Origin of the sequence: Parabacteroides faecalis (assembly GCF_022809355.1) — a bacterium.
In the GTDB taxonomy this organism is placed as follows: Bacteria; Bacteroidota; Bacteroidia; order Bacteroidales; family Tannerellaceae; genus Parabacteroides; species Parabacteroides faecalis.
The window spans coordinates 1-23,384 of record NZ_JAKZMM010000056.1; the positions used below are offsets into that span (position 1 = coordinate 1).

Annotated in this window: 14 protein-coding genes and 1 pseudogene; 11 read left to right on the forward strand and 4 right to left on the reverse strand. The window is 44.7% G+C overall.

Annotated features, from left to right (window positions below; translation table 11 throughout):
• Positions 1-212: 212 nt before the first annotated feature.
• The 6 genes from ruvB to MUN53_RS16025 all read left to right on the forward strand — a co-directional run bounded on the left by ruvB (position 213) and on the right by MUN53_RS16025 (position 10,436).
• On the forward strand, positions 213-1,238 hold the full coding sequence (ruvB, locus tag MUN53_RS16000; RefSeq protein ID WP_243326449.1) for a Holliday junction branch migration DNA helicase RuvB: 1,026 nt from the start codon (positions 213-215) through the stop codon (positions 1,236-1,238).
• A 117-nt stretch (positions 1,239-1,355) separates the two neighbouring features.
• Entirely contained in the window at positions 1,356-2,858 is a 1,503-nt protein-coding gene (locus MUN53_RS16005) for a lipopolysaccharide biosynthesis protein (protein ID WP_243326450.1), read from the forward strand.
• An 86-nt stretch (positions 2,859-2,944) separates the two neighbouring features.
• Complete coding sequence (locus MUN53_RS16010; RefSeq protein WP_243326451.1) at positions 2,945-4,309, forward strand: TIGR00341 family protein; 1,365 nt, start codon at positions 2,945-2,947, stop codon at positions 4,307-4,309.
• Between the two features lie 4 nt (positions 4,310-4,313).
• On the forward strand, positions 4,314-6,455 hold the full coding sequence (locus tag MUN53_RS16015) for a S46 family peptidase (protein ID WP_243326452.1): 2,142 nt from the start codon (positions 4,314-4,316) through the stop codon (positions 6,453-6,455).
• Positions 6,456-6,952: 497 nt separating this feature from the next.
• Entirely contained in the window at positions 6,953-8,692 is a 1,740-nt protein-coding gene (locus tag MUN53_RS16020; protein ID WP_243326453.1) for a DEAD/DEAH box helicase, read from the forward strand.
• Between the two features lie 133 nt (positions 8,693-8,825).
• Positions 8,826-10,436: a dipeptidase gene (locus MUN53_RS16025; RefSeq protein WP_243326454.1), complete on the forward strand. Its 1,611-nt coding sequence runs from the start codon at positions 8,826-8,828 to the stop codon at positions 10,434-10,436.
• A gap of 186 nt (positions 10,437-10,622) precedes the next feature.
• On the opposite strand, the gene MUN53_RS16030 is transcribed toward MUN53_RS16025, so the two are convergent.
• The gene (locus MUN53_RS16030) at positions 10,623-11,726 is read right to left on the reverse strand and encodes a Fic family protein (RefSeq protein ID WP_243326455.1); all 1,104 of its coding nucleotides are present in this window, start codon (positions 11,724-11,726) and stop codon (positions 10,623-10,625) included.
• Between the two features lie 83 nt (positions 11,727-11,809).
• On the reverse strand, positions 11,810-12,196 hold the full coding sequence (locus MUN53_RS16035) for a Dabb family protein (RefSeq protein WP_243326456.1): 387 nt from the start codon (positions 12,194-12,196) through the stop codon (positions 11,810-11,812).
• Between the two features lie 181 nt (positions 12,197-12,377).
• On the opposite strand from MUN53_RS16035, the gene MUN53_RS16040 reads away from it, so the two are divergent.
• The 3 genes from MUN53_RS16040 to MUN53_RS16050 all read left to right on the forward strand — a co-directional run bounded on the left by MUN53_RS16040 (position 12,378) and on the right by MUN53_RS16050 (position 17,995).
• Entirely contained in the window at positions 12,378-13,550 is a 1,173-nt protein-coding gene (locus tag MUN53_RS16040; RefSeq protein ID WP_022455361.1) for a C1 family peptidase, read from the forward strand.
• A gap of 645 nt (positions 13,551-14,195) precedes the next feature.
• Positions 14,196-17,033, forward strand: a complete 2,838-nt coding sequence (gene leuS, locus MUN53_RS16045; protein WP_243326457.1) for a leucine--tRNA ligase — start codon at positions 14,196-14,198, stop codon at positions 17,031-17,033.
• A gap of 86 nt (positions 17,034-17,119) precedes the next feature.
• Positions 17,120-17,995, forward strand: coding sequence for a YitT family protein (locus MUN53_RS16050; RefSeq protein ID WP_022455359.1), 876 nt, complete (start codon positions 17,120-17,122; stop codon positions 17,993-17,995).
• An 84-nt stretch (positions 17,996-18,079) separates the two neighbouring features.
• Here the strand turns inward: MUN53_RS16050 and MUN53_RS16055 are convergent, their stop codons facing one another.
• On the reverse strand, positions 18,080-19,747 hold the full coding sequence (locus tag MUN53_RS16055; RefSeq protein WP_243326458.1) for a nucleoside kinase: 1,668 nt from the start codon (positions 19,745-19,747) through the stop codon (positions 18,080-18,082).
• An 83-nt stretch (positions 19,748-19,830) separates the two neighbouring features.
• Here MUN53_RS16055 and MUN53_RS16060 point away from each other — a divergent pair, with 83 nt between their 5' ends.
• Together MUN53_RS16060 and MUN53_RS16065 are read left to right on the forward strand one after the other, a co-directional pair.
• Positions 19,831-21,516: a Na/Pi cotransporter family protein gene (locus tag MUN53_RS16060; protein WP_243326459.1), complete on the forward strand. Its 1,686-nt coding sequence runs from the start codon at positions 19,831-19,833 to the stop codon at positions 21,514-21,516.
• A 41-nt stretch (positions 21,517-21,557) separates the two neighbouring features.
• Positions 21,558-22,799 carry an alkaline phosphatase family protein gene (locus tag MUN53_RS16065; RefSeq protein ID WP_243326460.1) on the forward strand — a complete coding sequence of 414 codons (1,242 nt, stop codon included), beginning with the start codon at positions 21,558-21,560 and terminating at the stop codon, positions 22,797-22,799.
• Between the two features lie 245 nt (positions 22,800-23,044).
• On the opposite strand, the pseudogene MUN53_RS16070 reads toward MUN53_RS16065, so the two are convergent.
• Positions 23,045-23,384: pseudogene (locus MUN53_RS16070) on the reverse strand (hypothetical protein); the annotation flags it as partial.

A 23,384-nucleotide genomic window follows, 5' to 3' on the forward strand; every position in this document is an offset into this window, starting at 1 on the left:
ATGGCAGGATGGAATTCTGATTTCCTCGTAGAACTACTTGATGCAGACTGGAATCCTCCTTGTAATAAAATAGATTCCAGTAAAAAATGATTGTAATGCGTCAGCCCTGCAATAGGATTCGGAAGAACGGGGAAAGATAAATCTCCTTACTATCCAAACCAATTCCAACCGAATTATGTAACTTTGTGAAATAATTGCGAAACAGAAAAAGGATGGAAGACGATTTTGATATAAGAGACGTCCGGATGCCGGAAAGCGAACGGGAATACGAAAACGCGCTCCGTCCGCTTTCGTTCCACGACTTCAGTGGGCAGGCGAAGGTGGTCGAGAACCTGAAAGTATTCGTCATGGCTGCCCGGATGCGTAAAGAAGCCCTGGACCATGTGTTGCTGCACGGGCCTCCAGGACTGGGAAAGACAACGCTTTCGAATATTATTGCCAACGAATTGGGCGTCGGTTTTAAGGTGACATCGGGTCCGGTACTCGACAAACCGGGTGATTTGGCTGGCGTATTGACTTCGTTGGAGAAGAACGATGTATTGTTTATCGACGAGATTCACCGCCTGAGTCCGGTTGTAGAAGAATATCTCTACTCGGCTATGGAAGATTATCGGATTGACATCATGATCGACAAAGGTCCCAGTGCCCGTTCGATCCAGATAGATCTGGCTCCGTTTACGCTGGTGGGTGCTACTACCCGAAGTGGCTTGCTGACAAGTCCTTTGCGGGCCCGTTTCGGAATCAACCTGCATCTGGAGTATTATGATGTATCGACATTGACACAGATTATCTTGCGTAGTGCTGATATTCTGAATATCCGTTGCGAACTGAATGCGGCGAAAGAGATTGCTTCCCGTAGCCGGGGAACGCCTCGTATAGCCAATGCCTTGTTACGTCGTGTACGCGATTTTGCACAGGTCAAGGGAAGCGGAGCAATCGATAAGGCCATTGCCTGCTATGCCCTCGAAGCCTTGAATATTGACCGTTACGGATTGGATCAGATTGATAATAAGATTCTGACAACGATTATCGATAAATTCAAAGGCGGACCGGTGGGACTGACTACGATTGCTACGGCTTTGGGCGAAGATCCCGGTACATTGGAAGAAGTATATGAGCCGTTCCTCATCAAGGAAGGCTTTCTGAAGCGGACACCTCGTGGACGCGAAGTGACAGAACTCGCTTATACCCATTTGGGACGTATGCACGACAGTGGAAACCAGGGATTATTGTTTTAACTGACAAGTTTATGACTTGACAAGAAGACAAGTCGGCGAGTACCTTTTCAGTATTCGGAACTTAGGTTACTTCGTTGACTTGTTGACAGACAAACTACTGATAAAAGAGAACAAATTATGGCGGGAGGAATGAAGCGGCTGGCCAAGGAAACAGCCGTTTATGGATTGAGTAGTATTATCGGACGCTTCCTGAACTGGATGTTAGTGCCGATGTACACACGAGTATTTACCGATACCGGCGATTTTGGTATTGTCACCAACTTATACGGCTGGGTAGCCCTGTTGTTGGTGCTCCTAACCTTCGGTATGGAAACCGGCTTCTTCCGGTTTATCAATAAGAAAGAAGAAACAGAACCGATGCGGGTTTATGCCACAACGATGGCGTGGGTTGGCGGATTATCCGGAGCGTTCCTGCTATTGTCGTTGCTGTTTCTGCAACCGATAGCCGATGCTTTGCGTTATACGGCTCCGTTGGAATATTTAGGCATGATGTTGGGCATTACGGCAGTAGATGCATTCTGTTGTATTCCTTTTGCCTATCTGCGTTATGCCGGTCAGGCCTATCGTTTTGCCGGTATCAAGTTACTGGGCATCTTTCTGAATATCTTCCTCAATATCTTCTTCCTGGTGATTTGTCCGTGGCTATATACCCGAATGCCCGAAGCCATCGGTTGGTTCTATCGTCTGGATTACGGAGTCGGTTATGTCTTCGTAGCCAATGTGATTACCACAGGTATTACTTTCCTTTGCCTCTTGCCGAGTATGTTGCCCGGCTTCAAGGCTCGTCCGAACGGAACGTTGCTGAAAGAGATGCTGCATTACTCCTTTCCTATTCTGATTCTGGGAATTGCCGGAATCTTCAATCAGACAGCCGATAAGATCCTTTTCCCGCTCTTGTTTGACGACAAGACGGAAGCCTATCGTCAGTTAGGTATCTACGGCGCCTGCTTTAAGGTTGCCGTGGTGATGGTGATGTTCATCCAGGCCTTCCGGTATGCCTACGAACCCTTTATCTTTGCCAAGAACAAAAGCGAAGGAAATACGAAGGCGTATGCCGAAGCCATGAAATACTTCATCATCTTCTCCTTGTTTATTTTCTTGGGAGTCATGTTCTACATCGACATCATCAAATACTTTGTCGGCAGCCGGTATTACGACGGTCTGCAAGTGGTGCCGATTGTTATGCTGGGAGAATTCTTCTTTGGCATTTACTTTAACCTCTCTTTTTGGTATAAGCTGATTGATCAGACCCAATGGGGAGCCTACTTCTCGATAATTGGTTGTGCGGCCACGGTAGCGATCATTATCCTTTTCGCTCCGACCTACGGCTATATGGCTTGTGCCTGGGCTTCGTTCTGCTGTAACCTGCTGATGATGTTGCTATCCTACTTCATCGGGCAGAAGAAATATCCCATCGCTTATGATCTGCGGTCGGCTGCTCTTTATTTCGGATTAGCGGCTGTTCTGTATGTTGTCGGTATGTATGTTCCTTATCCTTCCACCGGAGTGGCACTTTTGGTGCGGACCGTTTTGTTGATCGGTTTCGTGGCTTTTGTGATCCGGCGGGATTTACCACTGACGGAGATTCCATACATTGGGAATCGCCTGAAAAGGTCTTAATCTGGCAGCAGGAACAGATTCTTGCTGTCTGATACGACTGTTTACTTACTTTTATTTATAAATTTGCAGCTTCAAATAAGAAAGTTATGGAGAAAGAGTCACTATATGTACAAATTAAAGCCTTTTTTGCCCGCATATTTGATGTAAGGCAGGAACAAGAAGACGAACAAGAAACCATTGATTCGATCAAGAAAGGCGTAGAGTTTAAAGGAACGAACCTTTGGGTCTTGATCTTTGCCACCTTTATTGCTTCCCTCGGATTGAATACCAATTCAACGGCGGTTATTATCGGTGCCATGTTGATTTCTCCTTTGATGGGACCGATCATGGGATTCGGTTTGGGATTAGGTATTTCAGACTTCGAACTGATCAAGCGTTCTTTCCGTAATTTTGCCATCGCAACGGTGTTCAGTGTGATCACATCTTCCATTTATTTCTTGATCTCTCCGATCAGTGAAGCTCAAAGTGAATTGCTGGCCCGTACGCAGCCGACGTTATACGATGTATTGATTGCTTTCTTCGGTGGATTGGCCGGTATCGTGGCCAGTTCGACAAAGAGTAAGGGAAATGTGATCCCCGGTGTAGCGATCGCGACCGCTTTGATGCCGCCTCTTTGTACGGCAGGATTCGGTTTGGCTACCGGCAATCTGTATTATTTCTTCGGAGCTTTCTATCTGTTCTTCATCAACAGTGTATTCATCAGTTTGGCAACCTATCTGGTCGTACGTGTCCTGAAGTATCCGAAGAAGGTATTCCTGGATAAAGACCACGAGAAACGGGTTACACGTTATGTGGGTATCATTGTGATCTTTACCATCGTGCCCAGTTTATTCCTGAGTTACCGTTTGGTCAAAACGACTTATTTCAACCAGCAGGTACTGAATTATGTGAATACCGAGTTGGCTTTCCCGAATACACAGATTCTGAGTAAGACGATCACGAATACTTCCGATAAGAAGGAAATTAAAGTGGTTTTGATTGGCGATAATGTTTCCGACTCGACCATCGAGAGCGCCCGCAACCGCCTTCCGAATTACGGATTGAAGGATGTCAGTCTGGTCGTACAGCAAGGTTTCTCGGAACAGGAGACCGATATCAATAAGTTGAAGAGTTTGTTAATGCAGGATTTATATAAGAACAGCGAGCAGGTATTGCGGACGCAGGCCATGCAGATTGATTCGCTGCAACGTGAGTTGAAGAGTTATCACGACGATCGGCTTCTGGCAGAGCAGATCAAGCCTGAAGTGAAGGTACTCTTCCCCTTTGTACGGGAGATTTCTTGTACGCATACTTGTCTGATTCCGGTGGATTCAGATACACAGAAGCCGATTATGCTGATTTATGTCAAGAGTTCTGAGAAAATATCGGCTGAAAACAAGCGGAAGCTGACGGAATGGTTGTCGGCACGAACCCAGGTGAAAACAATTAAATTATTAATAGAAAACGAATAAGAGAATGAATTGGAAAAAACAGATTTGGAGTGTTTTGCTTCTGTTTACTGCTTTAGGCCAAGTGTATGCCGATGAGGGCATGTGGGTGTTGAAAGAATTGAACAAGCAGAACTTGGCTCGCATGAAAGAATTGGGTTTCACACCCTCGTATGAACAGTTGTATAGCGAAACGGATCCGTGTGTGGCAAATGCCGTTGTTATCTTTGGTGGCGGATGTACCGGTATTACCGTTTCACAGGAAGGATTGATCTTTACGAATCACCATTGTGGTTATGGTGCTATTCAGCAACTGAGTAGTGTGGAACATGATTATTTGAAAGACGGTTTTGTTTCTCAAAGTAAAGAACAGGAATTACCTGTACCGGGATTGACCGTGAAGTATCTTCGCCAGACTATCGATGTATCTGATCGGATCAATAGTGTCATTGGTAAAATTGACGATGAATACAAACGTCTGATGGCTGCCGACTCTATCGGAAATGTATTGTGTGATTCGATTGGAGTAGATGAGTTCAAGCAGGCAAGTGTTATCCCGTTCTATTCAGACAACAAGTATTACCTCATTGTATATAATGTATTCCGTGATGTCCGCATGGTATTTGCTCCACCCAGTTCAGTAGGTAAGTTCGGTGGTGATACGGATAACTGGATGTGGCCGCGTCATACTGGCGACTTCTCTATCTTCCGTGTTTATGCCAATGCGAATAATGAACCGGCTGAATACAGCAAGGACAACAAACCTTACTCTCCGAAGTATGTAGCTGAGGTCTCTTTGCAGGGTTATCAGGATAAAGACTTTGCCATGACGATCGGTTTCCCGGGAAGTACCAGCCGTTATCTGTGTTCATGGGGCGTACAGCAGCGTATCGAGGATGAGAATATCCCGCGTATCGAAGTGCGTGGTATCAAACAGGAAATCTGGAAAAAGGCCATGTCTGAGAGTGATGCGGTACGTATCAAATATGCGTCGAAATATGCCGGCAGTTCTAATTATTGGAAGAACTCGATTGGTATGAACAAAGGATTGGCTCGTTTGGGTGTCATTGCCCGCAAGCAGGAACAGGAACAGGCTTTTGCTGCTTGGGTAGCTCAGGATCCGCAACGTCAGGCAAAATATGGCGAAGTTCTTAATCTGTTGAAAGAGGGTTATACTTCAGCCAATGAATGCCAGCGTGCTTTGGTTTATCTGTTGGAATCGTTGGAACGTGGAACGGAAATCGTCAGCTTGGCACGTATGGTGAACAGCTTTGATGCCGAAGGTTCGACCGACGAAGAACGTCAGATCTTCTTGGAAGACCGGATCAAACCGTTCTTCAAGGATTATGAACCGGCGCTCGACCAGCAAGTGTTGGCTGCTATGATGCAGATTGCGAAAGAACGTATTCCGGCTGCTTATTTACCGGATGAGTTTGCCAACATCGACAAGAAGTACAAAGGCGATTATAAGAAGTATGCGGCAGATGTCTTCAAGAAGACGAAGTTGCTTTCGTATGATAACATCGTGAACTTCATTTCTGATCCGAAGAAGAATGCCAAACTGAAGAAAGATCCGGCTTTTGCCCTCAGTCTTTCCTCTTTTGTGGCTTTGATCGAATTGAAGAATCACTTGAATGAATCGGCAGACAAGATTACAAAGGGTGAACGTCTGTATCTGGCTGGTTTGATGGAAATGTATCCAGACAAGACTTTATATTCGGATGCCAACTTTACGATGCGTGCCAGTTATGGTAGCATTGGTGGTTATCGTCCGTATGATGCTGCCTGGTATAACTATTTCACAACCGAAAAAGGTATCTTGGAAAAGCAGGATCCGACTAACGATGAGTTCTGGGTACAGGAAGAAATCCTGGATTTGGTACGCAGTCGCGACTTTGGTCAGTATGCCAACGAAAATGGAGATCTTCAGCTTTGCTTCTTGACCAACAATGATATTACAGGTGGTAATTCAGGTAGTCCGATCTTCGACAAGAATGCTCGTCTGATTGGTTTGGCCTTCGACGGTAACTGGGAAGCCATGAGTGGTGATATTGCCTTCGAACCGGAATTACAGCGTTGTATCGGTGTTGATATCCGTTACGTTTTGTTCATGATCGATAAGTGGGGCAAATGTCCTCGATTGATTCAGGAATTGAAATTGGTAAAATAATTCCCTGTAAAATAAGAAGGTGTATCAAAAACAAGGAACGTGTTTTTGATACACCTTCGTCATGCTTTAAGTCTCGAAAATCCCCCCTCCTATACCTGTACTTTCAATTATTTTTATTTAATTTGCCATACTTTTCAATAGGAAAAGAGAACTGTTGTCTTGGCGGAACTCTTTCTTTTCTGAGGTGAAACAAGGTGAAAATCACGAATCGGAGTGTACATGTGATCTACCACCGTTGGCAGATTTTCAGTACCGGATCACATGTGATTTCCCTTTGAGAATAAATTTTTGGTATCAGATCAGGTGTGATCTGGTCTTGTCAATGAATTTTTGGTCCCAGATCACTGGTGATTTCGTCTGTTTTCAGATTTTCGGTCCTTGATCACTAGTGATTTTCTTCTGCAAATGGATTTTCGGTGGCAGATCACATGTGATCTTGCACTGAAAATATTTTTTCGGTCTCCGATCCGTTTTTATAATCATCTAACAAACAGAATTTGAAAACATTTGAAGAATTAGGAGTTGCCGCACCTATATTAAAGGCAATTCAGGAACTGGGGTATGTTTCCCCGATGCCCGTACAAGAGGAAGTGATTCCTTATTTACTGGGACAAGATAATGATGTTATCGCTTTGGCACAGACAGGAACCGGAAAAACGGCTGCCTTTGGTCTGCCTATCTTACAGAAAATCGAGGTAGAAGATTACCAACCTCAGGCGTTGGTATTATGCCCGACCCGGGAGCTTTGCTTGCAAATCGCCGACGATTTGAATGACTATTCCAAATATATAGATCATTTACGCGTATTGCCGGTTTATGGAGGTTCCAGCATTGAAAGCCAGATCAAGACATTGAAACGTGGTGTTCACGTCGTTGTAGCGACACCGGGACGATTACTCGACCTGATGAACCGCAAAACGGTTGATCTGAGTCATATCCGCAATGTCATCATGGATGAGGCCGATGAAATGCTGAATATGGGATTTACCGACAGTATCAATGCAATCCTGGCTGAGGTACCTGTTTCCCGCAATATGTTACTCTTCTCGGCAACCATGCCACAAGGCATTGCAGCGATTACCAAACAGTACATGAATCATCCGAAAGAGATCGTCATTGGTAACAAGAACGAAGGGAACAAGAACATTCGTGATATCTACTTCATGGTACGTGCACAGGATAAATACCTGGCATTAAAACGCATCGCCGACTTCTATCCGAATATTTATGCCATCATTTTCTGCCGGACACGTAAGGAAACGCAGGAAATTGCAGATAAACTGATCCAGGACGGATACAATGCCGATTCGCTGCACGGCGAACTGAGTCAGGCACAACGTGATTATGTGATGCAGAAGTTCCGTATCAAGAACCTGCAGTTGCTGGTTGCTACCGATGTCGCAGCCCGTGGTCTGGATGTAGATGATCTGACCCATGTGATCAACTATGGCTTACCGGATGATATCGAATCGTATACACACCGCCGCGGACGTACCGGAAGAGCCGGGAAAACCGGTATTTCCATCTCTATCTGTCATGTGCGTGAAAAAGGGAAGATCAAGGAAATCGAGCGGGTGATCAACAAGAAGTTCGAGAAAGGCGAGATGCCTTCAGGAAAGGAAATCTGTGCCAAGCAACTGTTCAACCTGGTCGATCAGATCGAGAAAGTAAAGGTAAACGAAGAAGAGATCGCTGAACTGATGCCACAGATCTACCGCAAGCTGGAATGGCTCGATAAGGAAGACATTATCAAGCGCATGGTTTCACTGGAGTTCAACCGCATGATCGATTATTACAAAGATGCGGATGAGATCGAAACCATCGATGAAAAATCCAGTCGGAAAGACCGCGAGGGCGGAAGAAAACGGAAAGCCGAAGAAGGGTTTGTCCGTTTCTTCATCAACTTCGGAAAGACCGACGGTCTATATACCAACCAGCTGATCGAACTGGTCAACAAATGTGTTCCGGGAAAAGTCCGGATCGGCCGGATCGACCTGATGGAGAAGTTCTCATTCTTCGAAGTAGAAGAAAAGGAAGCCCGCCGGGTAGAAAAATGTATGAACAACTTCGAAGTTGACGGCCGGCGTGTCATCGTTGAAGAAGCGCAGGAAAAAGGGGAAGGGAAAGGAAAGGAAAAAGAACGCAAACGCCGTAGTACCGCCCAGAAACGCTTCGAACGAGCCAACGGAAAACCGGGTAAACATTCTTTCGGAGAGAAAAAACGGAAAAAGAAATAAGCGATTCATACCAACTCATAAAGGTTACTTTCTGCATCGGAAGGTAACCTTTATTTTATTCTTCCCTTCCAGAACATACCGGCTTATCCTGAAAAAGCGTATCTTTACCGCACAAATCTAATAACAGAACAGAATGAAGAAATACGTATTGACAGTTATCAGCTTGATTTGCTGCTGCTCTTTTCTATTGGCTCAAGAATATGCAACCCAGTTTCCTCCGTTGAATCCGGAAAGTTGCACAAGTATCATGGTGGGTAAAAAGGCGTCGACCGACGGTTCGGTCATGACAAGTCATACGTGCGACGGTAACTATCGTACCTGGATGGAAGTAGTTCCTGCGGCCCAGTATGAAAAAGATACAACCGTGGCCATCTATTCGGGACGGATGCATACAACGACTCCTGATGACCGTACCGGTATGACCCTGAAAGGATCTATTCCGGAAGCCCGTTCTACCTATCAGTTTCTGAATACGTCTTATCCTTGCCTCAACGAGAAACAGTTAGGTATTGGAGAAACGACGATCTCCGGCCGGAAAGAGCTGGTCAACGAGAAAGGTATGTTCATGATCGAAGAACTGGCCAAGATTGCCTTGCAACGTTGTACTACCGCACGCGAAGCCATCCGTCTGATGGGCGACCTGGTCAAGAAATATGGTTATGGCGACTGGGGCGAATGTCTGACCATTGCTGACCCCAATGAAGTATGGCACTTCGAAGTCTTTGGAGAAGGGCCGGATCAGATTGGTGGTGTCTGGGCGGCTGTACGTATCCCGGATGATCATGTGGGCGTATCGGCCAATGTACCCCGTATTTCTACGCTCGACCTGAAAGATACCGATCATTACATGGCCTCGGAGAATGTATTTGAAGTAGCCAAGAAATTAGGATTCTGGGACGGTAAGAAGCCTTTCCGTTTCTGGGAAGCCTATGCCGGTGGAAATTATTTCGGCGAAAAGAAATCATTCAGCCTGCGTGAATATTATATCCTGAATGCCCTGGCTCCTTCGCTGCATCTTTCGTATGATGCGGAAGAACTGCCTATCAGCGTTAAACCGGACTCAGCCGTATCGGTACAGAAAATGATGGCTCTGCTCCGCGAAACGTATGCCGGTTCGGAATTTGATGTGACCAAGAACCTGAAAGTAACAGCCAAGAATAAAGTAACCGGTCTGACCGATACGATTATCAGTCCGGCTGCCAATCCATGGATGACATCGGATATGATCACCATGCTGAACGGAATCAAACCTAACACCGTACAGAAGAATCGTCTGGTGGCTGTTCCGCAATGCTCTTATTCGACCGTAATCCAATTACGAAGCTGGTTGCCGGATGCCGTGGGTGGCGTAGCTTGGATCTCTTTCGATAATCCGGGGCAAAGTCCGCGTATTCCGGTTTTCTCGGGAACGACATCATTACCCGCTTGCTTTGCAGTCTGCGGACAGGCAGCCCATCGGGAAGATGCCATCGTCTGGAAATACCGGACAGCCAACAAGCTGGCAACCGTTCGCTGGGGAGCGACTAAAGAAACCGTCTTATCTGCCGTAGCACACTTTGAAGAGAAAGGTCTGTCGGAAATGCCTTTCGTAGAAAACCGTTATCAGACTTTATCCCAGACAAAAGGAGAAGAGGCAGCACGGGCTTATCTAACCCAATACACAGCCGACTTTGCCGGAGCCACTATCCTTCGTTGGGAAGAAATGGCCGATGCATTCTGGAAGAAATTTGCTAGAGGGTTTTAACTCTAAGACAGCAGATTTCCTCGTTCCGAATTTTACGACAGCTCAATAGTCTTATAAAGAATCCAATCAAAAACTCTCCGTATCGTTTAAGGTTATACGGAGGGTTTTTGATATACAATGATATAATATCCGCAACTTTAATAAAAACATGAGTCACAATAAGTAAATACAGCTTCTACCAAAAACTTATTCTTCAGAAATTTCCCAATGACCGCTAAAGCCACTACCTACAAATTTAATATGCCCCAGTCTTGAAATATGACGTTTAATAGTAATGACACTACGCTGACTCATTCGAGCCAATTGACCTGTTGAGATTTTAGGATCTTTCCTTATTTGCTTTTCAATCCATCCATCAAGCTCTTTCTTACCAGGAATCACATATTCTTGAGTATCATTTTGAAGCCCTTGGGTATCATCTTGGGTATCATTTTGAAGTTCTTGAGTATCATTTTCGATATTCCAATTATCAGGAGCATTTATAATCAGATACCGATTCTTCAAATCATAATGTTCACCCAAAAGTAAATTCTGGAAAAACTTCTCTAAGAAACTATAGTCATAATCAATCCCTAAAGCAGAACTTTTATAGTTAGCGCGTACCAATGCATTACGGAAATACCAGGAATGATCGGCAAATAGATCATTGTTTACCTCATAGCCTATAGAACGCAAATACTGGATGGTAAATACCGCTGTTGTTCGTGTATTTCCTTCTCTGAAAGGATGAATTTGCCATAATCCCGAAACAAAACGACTGATATGTTTGATCTTCTCTTTATCAGAAAGGCCTTTATAACTGAACTCCTGTTCCTGCCGAATGTCATAATCTATGGCAGCATGTATATCTTCCCAATTCAGATAATGTACTGTATCACCTTTCAGCACCCATTCTTTCTTGGTAATATCATACTTTCGGATTTCACCTGCATGTTTAAATACACCCTCAAATATCCGACGATGCATAGAAATAAAACCATTTACATTGAATGCAAGAGTTTTAGATGACAAGATTTTCTTGATATTAGCAGAAACTTTATCTGCTTCTTCCGTATTTTCGTCTTGTACCGTACGGACAGTTTTACTACGATAGTAAGTATCCAATAATTCACGAACCTCTTCTATCGTAATGTCACCTTCAATATTCCGTCTGGCTGTTTCAAGCAAATAAGATGAAGGCTTAAGCCCATCCACGGCTTGTAAACCGATGGCTGTTTTCCAGGCATTGGCACTCTCCTGAGCCGACGGTTCAATTTGACGGATATATGCTTCAAAATCTTGTTGCTTCATATGGATAATGATTCTGTCCTCCTTTATTCTTTTATGGGAAGTTTGACTCAATGCTACATATTATTCAGATTATGAAACTTTTTTCACCTCGTCCAATAATCCAGGACGGTGACAGCAGAGGCTTTGTTTCCCAACACTTTCCCGAATTCTTTGTGGGCCGGATGTACCAGATAGGCATCACGGTCTGCTTCCGAATGGAAGGTTACGAAGAAGCAATGTGTCAATCCCTGTTGCAAGCCCTCCGGACTACAATCTGTTCCCCACTCATAATCCTTGATCAAGTCGATCTTTGAAGGCAGTTCGCCGAAAGCATCTTCTACCGCTTTTACCTGCTCGGCTGTCACTTCGGGTTTGAAGCCAAACATAACTACATGACGAAGCACTTTGTCCTGCTTCTTTTCTCCTCCACAACTGCTCAGCGCAACAGTCAGAGCCAGCAAAGCCCCTGTAAATAAAGCCAATTTCTTCATACGATTATCTTGTTTGAATTCCTGTTATCCGTTTTCATTTCCACGAAAATAACGAATCCTTTTCAGATAGGCAATATGGCATCCTACTTTTCTTTTTCTCCTGAATATTGGGATATAAACGAACAATATCGTACCTTCGTTGCTCAACTGAAAGAATAATCTATCAAATCCGTTATACAACATGAAAACATTTTTACTCTCTTGTGTTTTTGCCTGCATGGCATCAGGTGCTATGGCGCAAGGATATCAGTTTACCGACGAAGTAAAAGTACCGGCTACTCCGGTCAAGAATCAGGCGGCAACCGGTACTTGCTGGTGTTTTGCCACAACTTCCTTCATGGAATCCGAATTACTCCGCATGGGCAAAGGTGAATACGATCTTTCCGAGATGTTCATTGTCCGTCAGAAATACATCAATCAGATGAAAGACAATTACCTGCGCCGTGGGAAAGGAAACGTAGGACAGGGTAGTCTTTCGCCATCTTGGATGCACGCTTTTGAGCAGGTCGGTATCGTGCCTGAAGAAGTTTATCACGGTATCAACTATGATTCGGAGATGCACAATCATCAGGAACTGGCTTCGTATGTAGAAAGTATCTCTGAAACAGCTATCAAGCTGCGCGCCAACAGTCCGGAATATCAGGAGCTGGTGAACAGTCTCTTCGATATTTATCTAGGAAAGGTTCCGGAGAAATTCACCTACCAGGGAAAAGAATATACACCGAAAAGCTTTGCTGCTTCCTTAGGATTGAATATGAGTGATTATGTAGAGTTGACTAGCTTTACACACCAGCCCTATTATCAGAAGTTTGATGTAGAAGTACCCGACAACTGGGAACATCAGCAGATGTATAACCTGCCGCTCGACGAAATGATCCAGACCATGGATTATGCGCTGAAGAACGGTTATTCGATCGGTTGGGACGGCGATGTAAGCGAAAAGGGATTTTCGTTCATCAATGGCGTTGCCATCAATCCGGAAGTCAACAACGTAGATACATACGCCGGTACGGATCGTGCCCGCTTTGAGAAAATGAATCCGAATGAACGTCTGGAGGAAGTTTATAAATTCGAACATCCGTATCCGGAAGTCAACGTGACTCCTGAAGTTCGTCAGAAAGGATATGAAACCTTCGTGACGACAGACGATCACCTGATGCACATCACCGGTATCACCAAAGATCAGAACGGTACAAAGTATTACATTACCAAAAACTCCTGGGGAACCGAACGAAACCGTTTCGGAGGCTATCTGAATATGTCGGAAAGCTTTGTTAAAGCCAAGACAATCTATATCCTGGTACATAAAGATGCCATCCCGAAAGAAATCAAAGCCAAATTAGGTATCCAATAAGACGATTGACAAGTTGTTGGAATTGTCAAAATGTCAAATAAACCCCTTCAAAACTCCCATATTTCGAACCGTAGTACAAGTCCTTCGAAAATTCACGAGTTTTGAAGGGGTTAAATCGTTAAAAATTCAAACTAATACATTGTTTATCTTTATATTACAAGAAATATTTCTTAACTGAAAAACGGAACAAAAAAACAATGAAAGTCCGTATGCTGTCCCTTTCAGAAGGAACAAATCCCCCATCACAAGCGGAGGAAGAAGAAAATCAACCCCTAATCACCCATTTTTCTGCCCGATTTCATTCCAAAATACGCCGGCTTTTCGGCAAAACACGCCGGGAAATCTTCCAAATACGCCGGCTTTTGCTTCATTTCCTACCAGTTTCTTCCTCAAAACTCTCGAAAATCGGTTTTAATTCTCGGGAGAATCACCTTTCAACCTCACTTTTCCTTCAGTTTTTTTCTTTTTTACTCATTTAGGGTGTCAGCAAAAAAGGGAGATTCGGGGCATTTTGTAAGAGAGCGAGAGGGATTTCTTAAAAAGCCCCTCTCTCCTGCAAAATTCAAAACAGAAACGGAAGCAAACCAAATAAAATCACTACTTTTGTATTTCAAATAAAGATAATTGTTAAAGGTTTAACCAGATATGGAATATAATTTCAGAGACATTGAGAAGAAATGGCGTGAATATTGGATCGCCAACAAGGTCTATCAAGTAGAGAAGAACGAAAAACCCAAGTATTATGTGTTGGATATGTTCCCGTATCCGTCAGGAGCCGGATTGCATGTAGGGCATCCGCTCGGTTACATTGCTTCTGATATTTATTCCCGTTACAAAAGATTGGGCGGCTTCAATGTATTGCATCCGATGGGTTACGATGCGTACGGATTACCGGCCGAACAATATGCCATTCAAACCGGACAACATCCGGCCATTACAACGGTCAATAATATCAATCGCTATCGGGAACAGCTGGACAAAATCGGTTTCTCTTTCGACTGGAATCGCGAAGTCCGCACATGCGACCCGAAATATTATCACTGGACACAGTGGGCTTTCCAGCAGATGTTCAACAGCTTCTATTGCAACGGATGCCAGAAGGCACAGCCCATCAGCAAGCTGATTGCTTATTTTGAAGAGAAAGGTACGGAAGGTTTGGACGTAGCTTGCAGCGAAGAGCTAAGCTTTACGGCTGAAGAATGGAAGGCCAAGAGCGAAAAGGAACAACAGGAAATCCTGATGAATTACCGAATCGCTTATCTGGGTGAGACGATGGTGAACTGGTGTCCGCAACTGGGAACAGTATTGGCTAACGATGAGGTAGTAGATGGCGTTTCAGAGCGTGGCGGTTATCCGGTTGTTCAGAAGAAGATGCGTCAGTGGTGCTTGCGTGTTTCTGCCTATGCACAGCGTTTGCTGGATGGATTGGAAACAGTCGACTGGACAGACTCCTTGAAAGAAACCCAGCGTAACTGGATCGGCCGTTCGGAAGGAACAGAAGTCCGTTTCAAAGTAAAAGATCAGGATTTGGAATTCACCATCTTTACGACCCGTGCCGATACGATGTTTGGTGTTACCTTCATGGTTTTGGCTCCTGAGAGCGAACTGGTACCTCTGTTGACTACCGAAGCTCAGAAAGCTGAAGTAGAAGCTTATCTGGACCGTACCAAGAAACGTACCGAACGCGAACGTATTTCCGACCGTCGGGTAACGGGTGTATTCAGTGGTTCATACGCCATCAATCCGTTTACAGGTGATGCCGTTCCGGTTTGGATCAGCGATTATGTATTGGCTGGCTACGGAACAGGAGCCATCATGGCCGTTCCTGCACACGACAGCCGCGACTACGCATTTGCCAAGCATTTCAATCTGCCGATCATTCCGTTGGTAGAAGGTTGTGATGTCAGCGAAGAAAGTTTCGATGCCAAAGAAGGTATTGTATGTAATTCACCGAAGGCAGGCGTTACTCCTTACTGTGACCTGAACCTGAATGGCCTGACCATCAAGGAAGCGATCGCCGCTACCAAGAAATATGTAAAAGAACATCAGCTAGGACGTGTCAAAGTAAACTTCCGTCTGCGTGATGCTATTTTCTCCCGTCAGCGTTACTGGGGCGAACCGTTCCCGGTTTATTACAAGGACGGTATGCCTTATATGATCGACGAGAACAAACTGCCGTTGGAATTACCGGAAGTAGCGAAGTTCCTGCCGACCGAGAGCGGCGAACCTCCATTGGGACATGCAACAAAATGGGCTTGGGATGTAGAAAAAGGTGAAGTCGTTGATAACGCACTGATCGATCAGAAGACAGTTTTCCCCTTGGAATTAAATACAATGCCGGGATTTGCGGGATCAAGCGCTTATTACCTGCGTTATATGGATCCGCACAACGACACGGCTCTGGTATCCAAGGAAGCCGACGAATACTGGCAGAACGTTGATTTGTACGTAGGAGGAACCGAACATGCTACCGGTCACCTGATTTATTCTCGTTTCTGGAATAAGTTCCTGCATGATCTGGGTATCAGTGTCAAAGAAGAACCGTTCCAGAAGCTGATCAACCAAGGTATGATCCAAGGACGTTCGAATTTCGTTTATCGTATCAAAGATACCAATACATTCGTATCATTAGGTTTGAAAGATCAATACGACGTGACTCCGTTGCATGTGGATGTCAACATCGTATCCAACGATATTTTGGATGTAGAAGCCTTCAAGAACTGGCGTCCGGAATACAACACAGCCGAATTTATCCTGGAAGACGGTAAATACGTCTGCGGATGGGCTGTTGAGAAGATGTCAAAATCGATGTTTAACGTAGTCAATCCGGATGTCATTGTTAAGAAATACGGTGCAGACACCTTGCGTTTGTATGAAATGTTCTTAGGCCCGATCGAACAGTCAAAGCCTTGGGATACCAACGGAATCGACGGTGTACACCGTTTCCTGAAGAAGTTCTGGGGATTGTTCTATGGCACGGCAGACAGCCTGCAGGTAAGTGACGACGAACCGAAGGCAGAAGAATTGAAGTCATTGCATAAGCTGATCAAGAAGGTTACATATGATATCGAACATTTCTCTTATAACACTTCGATCAGTGCCTTTATGATTTGTGTCAATGAGTTGAGTTCTCTGAAATGTAACAAACGCGCCATCCTGGAACCATTGGTAATCCTGTTGGCACCGTTTGCTCCGCATATCGCAGAAGAATTGTGGCATGAATTAGGACACGATACAACCGTATGCGATGCACAATGGCCTGTATGCAACGAAGCTTATCTGGTAGAGAATACAGCCGTCTATGCCATCTCTTTCAACGGTAAAGTTCGTTTCAACCTGGAATTGCCGGCAGACATGCCGAAAGAAGAAGTGGAGAAGACAGCTCTGAACCACGAAAACTCAGCCAAATGGCTGGAAGGTAAGTCGGTGAAGAAGATCATCGTCGTACCGAAGAAGATTGTCAATATCGTAGTCAATGGATAACGAATAACAAGTAATGGGCAATTGACAATTCAATCCTCATAATTGTCAATTGTCCATTTTTAATTTTCAATTTAAATAATAATACTATGAATCTCAAATCCAATAAGTATTTTTTCGAAATACAGGATTACCTGATGATCCTGTTGGGAACCTTGCTTTATGGTTTCGGTTTTAATGGGTTCATTCTTTCCAATGAAATTATCACGGGAGGGTTGAGTGGTATTTGTGCCTTGATTTACTTTGCCAGCGGACAATTGATTCCGGTGTCTATTTCTTACTTTGTCATCAATATCATTTTGTTGGCTGTTGCTTTGAAAATCCTGGGGCTGAAATTCTTGCTGAAAACGATCTTCGGCGTATTCTCGCTGTCGGCTTCTCTGTCGCTGTTTGAGATGTTATTAACAGAACCGATCATCAAGAACGAGCCGTTTATGTCAATCATCATCGGAGGTTGTTTGTGCGGTGCCGGTCTGGGTTTAGTCTTTTCGGCCAACGGAAGTACGGGTGGTACCGATATTATCGGAGCGATCGTCAACAAATACAAAGATATATCGATTGGACGAGCTTTGCTGTTCTGCGACTTCTTCATCATCGGTTCTTCGTATGTCTTGTTCCACGATGTAGAAAAGATCGTATTTGGTTTTGTAGAAATGGTTATCAGCAACTATTTATTAGACTGGGTTATGAATGGGAACCGCCAGTCTGTCCAATTCCTGATCTTTTCGCAGAAGCACGACGAGATTGTAGAACGCATCCTGCATGATATAGGTCGAGGCTGTACGATTCTGGACGGAACAGGAGGTTATTCGAAGCGTCCGGTCAAAGTAGTCGTTCTCTTGGCAAAGAAATCCGAATCTGCCGCTATTTTCCGATTGGTAAAGAGTATCGACCATAATGCCTTTATCTCGCAAAGTATCGTCAGAGGAGTATATGGTGAAGGATTTGATCCGATCAAAGGATAAAACAAGCAGGCACAGACTATACGGCCAGGTTACATGCAATTGCTACCGTGTTGTCTGTGCCTGATTCTATCAGAAAAGAATATTTCAATACTCAAAACTACCACCGCCCAAGAATTCTCTTAACAATGATGTCTTAGGCAAATCTTCCTGCGGAATATACTTGAAATAACGCATGAACCGGAGTAATCGGTATGCTTCGGCGTTGGCAGGAGAACGTTCCGGCACATTGGCCAGAATCGGTTCGGCATACGCCCGCAAAGCAGCCAGTTCATACAACATCGCACTGTTGAAGGTCGCATCCGCATATTCCTGATACGGGAAGATCCATTTATCTTCTCCCCGACGTACACTTGGCCATCGGTTGATCGTTTCTTCGGCCGAATAACCGCGATAACGATAATCCCGGATAATACGACGCAGTAGCCGGTTGTCGGTCGTCGGAATCCAGTTATGATTATCCAGCGAAATGGAAGTCAGCGCCGAGACATAAATCCGGTACTTCAACGAATCATCCAGGTGAGCTGTCAATTCCGGATTCAAGGCATGGATCCCTTCGATTACAATCACGGAGTTTTCGTAAAGCTTCATTTTCTTTCCCTTATAAACCCGTTTGCCGGAATTGAAATCAAACGAAGGCAATTCTATTTCTTCCCCATTGATCAAGCGCTGCAAATCTGAATTGAAATAAGGCAGATCCAAAGCATACAATGATTCAAAATCATAATCGCCCGATTCATCTTTCGGCGTATCTTCCCGGTTGACGAAATAATCGTCCAAGGATATACCAACCGGACGAAGCAGATTGGTAGCCAACTGTATTTCCAACCGCTTACAGGTCGTTGTCTTTCCGGACGAAGAAGGACCGGCAATCAGAACAATGCGTACCCCTTTCTTGTACCGTTCTGCTATTTCATCCGCAATACGGGCGATTTTCTTCTCTTGCATGGCTTCCGAAATCATAATAACCTCCGAGGCATGACCTTGCTCCAACGCCTTATTCAGATCGCCGACATTGTTCAGGCCGAGAGCCCGCTGCAGGTTCAAATGCTCTTTATAAGCTTCAAACATCTTATTCTGAAGGACCTTTGGCGCCAAGACCTGCGGATTCGTCCGCTCCGGCACACGCAGCAGTGCACCATCCAGATAAGGCTCCAGGTCAAAGACGGGTACATATCCGGTAGAAGGGGCCAGACCGCCATAGAAGTAATTGACATATCCGTCCAGTTCATAATACGAAGCATAAAGCATTCCGCTCGATTCAATCAGAGTCGCTTTATCTTCCATTCCGACTTCACGGAACATACGAATAGCCTTTTCCGACTGTACCGTATGCAGTTTCAGAGGAATATCTGCATCCACTATCTCCTGCATCCGCTGACGGATCTGCGCCAGCATATCAATATCGGCAGACTTCCCGTTATGAATCGTACAAAAATAACCTTTTGAAATGGAGTGTTCTATATTTAATGTAGCTTCTGGAAAGACATCATGTACAGCCTTCGAAAGGACATAACACAACGTACGCACATAGGTACGCATACCCGATGGATTTGTGTAATCTACAAACTCAATATCTTTCGGTTGCCAGCAGGTATAAGTTAAATCTTGTGTCCGGTTATTCACCTGGGCATTCAACGGACGATAAGGTAAGGGCTCTCCTACAATTTTATATATATCCAAAAGCGAAGATCCAACCGGCACCTCATAGTAGTTACCGGTGTTTTTGCAATAAATAGTAATCTGTTCAGCCATAAAATTCAGTCTATTTTATTATTTTTGCATCACTAAAGGTAGAAATATTAATCGGATATTCAATCCACTTAAACTTATTTTAGATGGACTATTCATTTTTTGACCTTCTCCGTCTGATAGGATCATTGGCTTTGTTCCTATACGGCATGAAAATCATGAGTGAAGGTTTACAAAAGTTCGCAGGAGACAGCTTGCGAAAGATCCTGACGGCGATGACAACCAATCGAGTCACAGGAGTGTTAACCGGAGTATTGATCACCGCCTTGATTCAATCTTCATCTGCGACCACCGTGATGGTAGTAAGTTTCGTCAACGCCGGACTTCTCACCCTGACACAGTCTATTGGAGTCATTATGGGAGCCAACATCGGAACCACCGTAACCGCCTGGATCATCTCGGCTCTCGGATTTAAAGTGGATATATCCGCCTTTGCTTTACCCCTTTTGGCTTTTGCCATCCCTCTTTTCTTTTCGGGTAAAAGTTCACGCAAGTCGGTAGGTGAATTTATCTTCGGTTTCTCTTTCCTGTTCATGGGACTGGCCAACCTAAAAAACAATGCGCCGGATTTGAGCGCCAACCCCGACATGCTGGCTTTTGTGCAGAATTATACAGATATGGGGTTCTTCTCAATCCTGTTATTCCTGTTTATCGGAGCCATACTGACCATGATCGTACAGGCTTCGGCAGCAACGATGGCCATTACGCTGATTATGTGTGCCAATGGATGGATTGACTATCATTTAGGTGTAGCCTTGGTTTTAGGCGAAAATATCGGAACAACCATTACAGCCAATCTGGCTGCACTGACCGGGAATACACAGGCCCGAAGAGCCGCCTTAGCACACCTGATGTTTAACCTCTTCGGTGTAGCCTGGGTACTGATTGTATTCTATCCGTTTACCGGAGCAGTTTCCTGGTTTGTCACCCATGTCATGAAGGTTACAGATCCGGCAGTCGCAGTATCCTTTAAGCTGGCTGCTTTCCACACAGCCTTCAACATCAGCAATACATTCATTATGATCTGGTTTGTCAACCTGATAGAAAAAACAGTCTGTGGCATTATCCGGACCAAACAGGAAGACGAAGAATATCGTCTGTCATACATTACAGGAGGTATGTTATCAACAGCAGAACTCTCTATCCTTCAAGCCCAGAAAGAAATTACCCTGTTTGCCGAACGGACGACAAAAATGTTTGGCATGGTAAAAGATTTACTATACGAAAAAGATGAAACAACCTTCCTAAAAACCTACAGCCGGGTAGAAAAATACGAGAATATCAGCGACCGAATGGAAATTGAAATTGCCAATTACCTTACCCAAGTAGCCGAAGGACGCTTGAGTTCGGAAGGTAAGGAAGAGATTCGCGTATTGCTGCGTGCCGTCAGTGAGATTGAAAGTATTGCCGACTCCTGCAATAATCTGGCACGCTCCATCAAACGCCGGAATGAATTCAAATCCGTATTCACAGAGGAGCAGAACAACCACATTGATCAGATGTTCAAGCTGGTAAGCAGCGCCTTAGACCGCATGAACGCAATCATGCACAAATCGGATCTAAATCCGAACGACATTAATGAATCATACAATATAGAAAATGAAATCAACAACTACCGCAATCAGCTGAAAGCACGTAACATTGAGGATATCAACAACAAGCTGTACCAGTATCAGGACGGTGTTTACTATATGGATATGGTTAGTGAAAGCGAAAAGCTGGGCGATTATGTTATCAATGTAGTTCAGGCTTTGATAGAAAAGAAAATTTAAAGGATAAATCTTGTCAGGCTTACGAACTAAAATTTATTTATATGAACCGTTTTAAATCATTTGTGCAGGTATCCGGCCTGTTGTTGATGAGCTGGATCCTGTTTTCATCTTGTTCAGAGACAAAAGAACAGGAACATTATGTAGTAGTTCTGTCGATGGACGGCTTCCGTTCGGATTATCCGCAACGGGCTCATACGCCCATATTGGACTCGCTGGCACGCGTAGGAGTAAAAGCTGCTTTCCGCCCCTGTTATCCGAGTGTTACCTTCCCTAACCACTACAGCATGGCTACGGGGCTGCATCCGGATCATTATGGGCTGGTACACAACACCTTTTGGGCAACAGATTTAGACAGTAGCGTGTATAAGATCAGCGACCGGAAAGCCGTGGAAAATCCGGCTTACTACGGGGGTGAACCCATCTGGAATACAGCCGAACGCCAGGGAGTACGGACAGCCACTTATTTCTGGGTAGGCAGTGAGACCGCAGTAGGAGGAAAACAGCCTTCGATCTGGAAGAAATTTGATTCGAAGGTTCCGTTTATGGACCGGGCAGACTCGGTTATTGCCTGGCTGAAGAAACCCGAAAAGGAACGTCCGCACCTTATCATGTGGTATATGGAAGAGCCGGATCACAGCGGACACGTCTACAGTCCGGATTCATCGGCTGTTGTACCTGTCATTGAGGAACTGGACCGCATATTGGCTCATTTCTTCAATCAGGCTCGCCAGCTGGATATCTTCAACCAGATTGATTTCATCATCGTTTCTGATCATGGTATGGCTACTTACAAGCCTGAAAATTATGTCAACTTAGGAGATTATCTTCCGCGAGACAGCTTTGAGATGGTAGTAGAAGGCGTCCCGACGTTGCTTTATCCGCGAGCTTCCTATACAGAAACGGCGTATGAAATACTAAAGAAAGTACCGCATGTAACCGTTTGGAAGAAAGATGAAGTCCCGGCACAATTCGTTTATGGTACAAATCCGCGTATAGGCGACTTGATTGTAGCACCCAACATCGGCACCATGGTTCATTTCCGTTCCAAGGATAAAGCTTATCCGGCTTTAGGTGGTGCGCACGGCTATGATAATTATCAACCGGAAATGGAGGCTATTTTCTATGCTGCCGGTCCGTCTTTCAAGCAGGGAATAGAAACACCGGCAATGGCGAATGTCAATCTGTATGGACTGATTGCCCATCTGCTTCGGATAGAACCGGCACCCAACGACGGTGATCCGGCTGTAATCCTGCCTTTACTGCGTGAATCGGATGGTAAATAAGGGGCGTGTAGAGGCACAACACAAATCAATGGATATAGGCAACAAGAAATTAGGTGCCGCTTGTGCCCCCGTTGTGAATAAGGCACGGACTAGAAGAATTGACAATGGACAATTGAGAATTGAGAATTAATAAATAGGCACGGATTTCACGGAAAACACGGTTTTAAATAATTATTATCCGTGTTAATCCGCGAAATCCGTGCCTAATATTTATTGTCTGTAATTGTCAATTCTCAATTGTCAATTCAATGGAGACGGAGTTTGTACGTCGTCTGTCCTACCCGGACGATGTAGATGCCGGGTTGCAGACCGTGGTATTGCTTCAGGCCTATCTGCTCTTCGTTCTTCACGACCGCACCGCTCATGCTGACGATGATGACTTGCTCACGCTGCGGGGTCTGGACATACAACGAACCATCCTTCGTATAGACCTTCACACCCTCAATAGATTCGATTCCTGTCGGGTCTTCTTTCTCTTCCGCACCTTCGGCTTTGAGATAGATGTGGGTCCAAATGTTGTTAATCGGGTATTCTCCGGGCTGCGTGCCTTCCTTCAATTCTTCCCAACCTCCGTAGTAGCTACGT